This is a genomic window from Arthrobacter sp. NPDC057013 (assembly GCF_042674585.1).
Classification (GTDB): Bacteria; Actinomycetota; Actinomycetes; order Actinomycetales; family Micrococcaceae; genus Arthrobacter.
Genome location: NZ_JBHUSE010000042.1, coordinates 1 through 4,911 on the forward strand (window position 1 = coordinate 1; position 4,911 = coordinate 4,911).

Here is a 4,911-nt window from a genome sequence, read left to right on the forward strand (position 1 = left end):
TCCACCCGGCGTAGCCTCGATCCGCCCACCCCGGCAACCGCCAACCCAAGCGGAGGATTATTAATGAGGCAACGTATCCCCCTTCGCGGAGGTTACTTACGAGTCAACGCGGGGCCTACCTTCGGCAAGCACGCGCGGCTAGGATGCAAAGGCGACGGCCGGGCAGCGCTGCCTTTAGCTTTCATTCACGTTTTTGCCGCACGGATCGCCTGCGAGATGAGCGGGCCGGAAGGAGCCACGCCATGAGTGATATCCACGAGCTGCTGGGACAGATCCCTGTCCAGCAGATTGCCTCCCTGTTGGGCACTGACACGGCGTCCGCGCAGGCCGCAGTGGAAGCCGCCGTGCCGACGCTGCTGGCCGGACTGCAGAACAACGTCCAGGCGCCGGACGGCGCCGCGGCGCTGGAGTCCGAACTGGCCAGCCACCTGAACGGACTGGCCGACGGCGGTGTGGACCCGTCGCAGGTCGACACCCAGGACGGCGAAAAGATCGTTGCCCACGTCTTCGGCGGCCAGCAGGACCAGGTGGCCAGCCGGCTGGCGGGGACAGCGAACCTTGGCGGTGTCGGCGGGGACCTCGTCCGTAAGCTGCTGCCGATCCTTGCCCCGATCGTCATGTCCTATCTGGCCAAGAAGGTCCTCGGCGGCGGGCGGGATTCCGGGGCACAGGACTCCGGGGCACAAGGTTCTCCGCCATCCCGGGGCAGCGGCGGAATCGATCTGGGCAGCATCCTGGGTGGAATCCTGGGCGGCGGCCTCGGCGGACTTGGTACCGGCGGCCTTGGTTCGGGTGGACGGAGCGACGGCGGACAGGGCGACGGGGGGCCCGGTTCGGGCGGACTCGGTTCAGGCGCGCTGGGCGATATCCTGGGCGGCATTCTTCGCGGCGGCCCGCAACCGCCGCAGGCTCAGCTGAACGGACAGGACCAGGGACCACCCGCGCAATCAGCCAACGAGCCGAGTGCGAGTGACGCCGGCCAAACAAACGACGCACCGGCACCGAACGACTCAGCGCCGCCGGCGCACCGGTCGGTGACGCCCGGCGAGCTGATCGAGGTGGACCTGCCCGACGAGAGCCGCTGACCCGAACAGTTGCTCCTGGACCGACGTGGTTCCTAGGCCAGTGGTTCCTAGGCCAGTGGTTCCTAGATCGCCCCGGTTCCTAGACCGCCCGTGCTGACGGCCGCCGTCGGTAGAGCCAGATGAGGCCCAGGATCGGCAGAATCAGCGGGACGAAGGCGTAGCCGCGGCCAAACGCCGACCACACGGTTTCGTGCGGAAACTGCACGGAGTCGAACAGGCTCAGCGCCCCCACGATAATGACGCCCACCAGTTCCACCAGGACTGCCACGAGGGAGACCTTGAACCAGGTGCGGCCGGCTTTGGCCAGCGACACCGTGGCCACGACGTAGACGACGGCGGCGAAGGCGGAGAGCAGGTAAGCCAGCGGGGCGTCGGAGAACTTGGTGAGGATCTGGTAGCCGGCCCTTGCAGTGGCTGAGATGGCAAAAATGGCGTAGACGGCGATCAGGAGCCGGCCCGGGCCGGTGTTCCTCGTATCGGTCGGGCGCTTGCTGGTGTGCTCGGACGTATCGGTCAACTTGCGTGCTTCTTCCACTTCAGTACCAGATCTGATTCATGCGGGCCGCCATGACGAGGGCAGTAACTCCGACGGCGGCCAGGACGAAGTTGCTCCAGCGGGTCCGCTCCAGGACGGACCAGTACACGGCAGCGACAGGCAGCAGGAGGGCGGTGGCGAGGTAGCCCCAAAACTCCCAGGCCTCCCCGGCGATCTGCTCTCCCGCGATGACGCGCACTATCGAGCCCACGAGGTAGATCAGCAGCGCCAGTTCGACGGCGGCCACCGAGAGGATGGTGATGTCGTTCGGGGCTTTCTTCAGGATGCCGGCCGCCACGCAGATCAGGGTGGACAGCAGGCCAACACCCAGGATGATGTAAAAGTACGCGTCCAACGCTAGGCCCGCCCGCCGCCGTCGGCAGGGGAACCGTTCGCAGCGCCGGCGTCTGCGCTGGAACCGCTGGAGGTGCCGGAACTGTTGGAGGTGCCGGGTCCCGTTCCCGGGGCGAAGACCAGCACGGGTTTGGCGAAGCTTCCGCTGTCTGCCAGCAGCGCTACCAGCGATCCGTCAGGCGCGAACGCGGCTGCGGGCTTTTCCGCTGTGGCGGCACCCGGTGTGCCCGCCGCCGTTCCGGCGGCAATGCGCCGGCCGAAGGATATCTCGGTGGTTTCGTCGGCGGTCAGGTCCCGGTTGGGCATGAGTGCCCTGGCCGCCTGCGACATTTCGAGGATTTCGAGGTCTTCGGCGAGCTCTTCGAGGGTGCGCGCCTGGTCCAGCGAGTAGGGTCCCACGTTGGTCCGGCGCAGTGCTGTCAGATGACCGCCGACGCCGAGGGAGTTGCCGAGGTCCCGGGCGAGGGCGCGGATGTAGGTGCCCGAGGAGCATTCCACCGTAACGTCGACGTCCACGACCTCCGTGTCGTGTCCGGCGGCCTGGTCACGGCGGATTCCGTGAATGTCGAAGCGGTGGATGGTGACCGGCCGGGCCGCCAGCTTTACCTCTTCCCCGGAACGGACGCGGGCGTAGGACCGTTCGCCGTTGACCTTGATGGCGCTGACGCTGCTGGGCACCTGCAGGATGTCGCCGGTGAGGGACTCCACGCCCGAGCGGATGGCGTCCTCGGTCAAAGATGCGGCGCTCGTCCGGCTGACCACTTCGCCTTCGGCGTCGTCGGTGATGGTGGACTCCCCCAGCCGGATGGTTGCCGTGTAGGTCTTGGACGTGCCCACGATGTAGGTGAGGAGCCGTGTGGCCTTGTTGATGCCGAGCACCAGCACGCCGGTGGCCATGGGATCCAGCGTTCCCGCGTGGCCCACTTTCCGGGTACCGGCGATCCGCCGCATCCGACCAACCACATCGTGGCTGGTCCATCCCTGCGGCTTGTCCACTATTACCAGTCCAGAAAGCACGCCTATCAGTATATCGGGCCCACGGCCGGGGTATTGGGACGCGGCCCCGCTCGCCGGTGACGTCGCCTGGCCCGACGCTAGGATGGCACTCATGCCCGAGCTTTCCGCGCACATACGCGACGTACCCGTCAACCAGATCCGCGAAATCACCGAGGCGGCGTGGCGCACCCCCGGGTCGCTGATCCTGAGCATCGGCGAACCCGGGTTCCCGCTCCCCCGCCATGTCCTGGACGCCGGCATCGCTTGCCTGGACCGTGACGAGACCAACTACACTCCGAACGCCGGCATCCCGCCGCTCCGGGAAGCTTTCGCCGCCAGGTTCCGGGAGCAGTCCGGCATGGACATTGGTGCGGACCGCGTATATGTGGTCGACGGCGCGCAGCAGGGCCTGCACTTCGCCATGAGCCTGCTGCTCGCTCCCGGCGACGAAATCCTGATTCCCAATCCGGGCTATCCCACGTTTGCCATGACAAGCCGGCTGCTTCATGCCGTCCCCGTGGAGTATCCTTTGTACCCCGCGCACGATTTCCAGCCCCGCATCGCGGACATCGAGGCTCTCATCACGGACCGAACGCGCGTGCTGATGCTCAACTCGCCGTCGAACCCCCTGGGTGCAGTCCTCCGGGAAGACCTGACCCGGAAACTTGTGGAACTGGCCCGCCGCCACGATCTGTGGGTCATCTCGGACGAATGCTACGAGGCCTTCACTTACGACGTCCCGCATGTGAGTCCTGCCCGGTTCGACAGCACCGCTCCCGGCGAGGCGCGCGTGTTCACGTCGCTGACGCTGTCCAAGACCTACGGGCTCACCGGTCTGCGCATCGGGGCGCTGATCTGCCCGCCCGGACTCGAGCAGCGGATGAACAATGTCATGGAGGCGATCGTCTCCTGCGTGGCGTCGCCGTCCCAGTACGCGGCGCTCGCCGCGTTGACTGGACCTCAGGACTATGTGTCGCAGGCCCACGCCCATTACCGTGCCAACCGCGACGCGGCTTCGGCTGTACTGGCAGGGAAGGGCATTCCGTTTTTGAGCGCACAGGGGGCGTTCTACCTGTGGGCGGACGTCTCGCACGTGAGCGGCGGAAACGTCCGCGCGTGGGTCAAGCAGTTCCTTGCCGAGTCCGGCGTCTCCTTTGCCCCCGGAACTGCCTTTGGCTCCATCGGCGAGGGCTGGATCCGGATCGCCCTGTGCGGCGGCCAAAGCGAACTGGTCGAGGGCGTGGGCAGACTCCCAGAGCGGTGGTCCGGACACGAACCGCCCGCCGAAGCATCAACCGCCGGGTAGGGAGCCTCAGTAGTCGGTGCGTTCGGCGTTCTTGCGCCAGGCATCGAACGGATCTTCCGACGTCGGAACCGGGGTGTGGCTGACGGGCAGCAGTTCCGGCCGGGCGCCGCCGAAATATTCGTAGAACAGCGCGTCGTCGAATCCCGCGGCGGCCGCGCCGTGCCGGTCGGCGGCGAAGTACACCCGGTCGATCCGCGCCCACAGCGCCGCCGCGAGGCATAGCGGGCAGGGCTCGCAGCTGGCGTACAGGACGGCGTCACTCAGGTCGAAGTTCCGAATCTCCGCAGCGGCGGTGCGGATGGCCACCACCTCGGCATGGGCGGTGGGGTCGTTGTCCCGTGTGACGCGGTTGACCCCTTCGTGGACGGTGCCGTCGGCCGTCACCACCAGCGCGCCGAAGGGCCCGCCGCCGGCGGCGACGTTCCGTTGGGCCAGGGCCACGGCCTCGGTCAGGTAGTGGGTCACGTCTGCAGCTGATGGTTCGGCGCGCATGGTCTGATCATAGTCAGCCGGATGTCGCTGCGGGACAGCCAGGTGCCCTTCATTCGTGTTGGGGGCGTGAGTGGAAGTAGTTGTTGCGGCGGGGTTTTCGTTGGGGGTCGAGTTCTGGTGGGGGTTTGAACCAGGGCACCTGG

General features: G+C 67.1%; 6 protein-coding genes. 2 read left to right on the plus strand and 4 right to left on the minus strand.

The window, feature by feature from the left end:
- Positions 1–242: 242 nt before the first annotated feature.
- Positions 243–1,085, plus strand: coding sequence for a DUF937 domain-containing protein (locus tag ACFTSA_RS24245; RefSeq protein WP_377954660.1), 843 nt, complete (start codon positions 243–245; stop codon positions 1,083–1,085).
- A 79-nt stretch (positions 1,086–1,164) separates the two neighbouring features.
- Here the strand turns inward: ACFTSA_RS24245 and ACFTSA_RS24250 are convergent, their stop codons facing one another.
- The 3 genes from ACFTSA_RS24250 to truB are packed head-to-tail and all read right to left on the minus strand — an operon-like array spanning position 1,165 to position 2,991.
- A complete protein-coding gene (locus ACFTSA_RS24250; protein ID WP_377954662.1) occupies positions 1,165–1,602 on the minus strand; it encodes a hypothetical protein in 438 nt (145 codons plus the stop codon).
- Between the two features lie 19 nt (positions 1,603–1,621).
- Positions 1,622–1,975: a hypothetical protein gene (locus ACFTSA_RS24255; RefSeq protein WP_331573758.1), complete on the minus strand. Its 354-nt coding sequence runs from the start codon at positions 1,973–1,975 to the stop codon at positions 1,622–1,624.
- 2 nt (positions 1,976–1,977) lie between these two features.
- Positions 1,978–2,991, minus strand: coding sequence for a tRNA pseudouridine(55) synthase TruB (truB, locus tag ACFTSA_RS24260; protein WP_377954664.1), 1,014 nt, complete (start codon positions 2,989–2,991; stop codon positions 1,978–1,980).
- 91 nt (positions 2,992–3,082) lie between these two features.
- On the opposite strand from truB, the gene ACFTSA_RS24265 reads away from it, so the two are divergent.
- On the plus strand, positions 3,083–4,276 hold the full coding sequence (locus ACFTSA_RS24265) for a pyridoxal phosphate-dependent aminotransferase (protein WP_377954665.1): 1,194 nt from the start codon (positions 3,083–3,085) through the stop codon (positions 4,274–4,276).
- Positions 4,277–4,282: 6 nt separating this feature from the next.
- Here the strand turns inward: ACFTSA_RS24265 and ACFTSA_RS24270 are convergent, their stop codons facing one another.
- A complete protein-coding gene (locus ACFTSA_RS24270) occupies positions 4,283–4,768 on the minus strand; it encodes a nucleoside deaminase (protein ID WP_377954667.1) in 486 nt (161 codons plus the stop codon).
- Positions 4,769–4,911: the final 143 nt, after the last annotated feature.

Excerpts from the sequence above, each read along its gene's own strand:
- ACFTSA_RS24245 (WP_377954660.1), top strand. The coding sequence starts at position 243 with ATGAGTGATATCCACGAGCTGCTGGGACAGATCCCTGTCCAGCAGATT.
- ACFTSA_RS24265 (WP_377954665.1), top strand. The coding sequence starts at position 3,083 with ATGCCCGAGCTTTCCGCGCACATACGCGACGTACCCGTCAACCAGATC.
- ACFTSA_RS24270 (WP_377954667.1), bottom strand. The coding sequence starts at position 4,768 with ATGCGCGCCGAACCATCAGCTGCAGACGTGACCCACTACCTGACCGAG.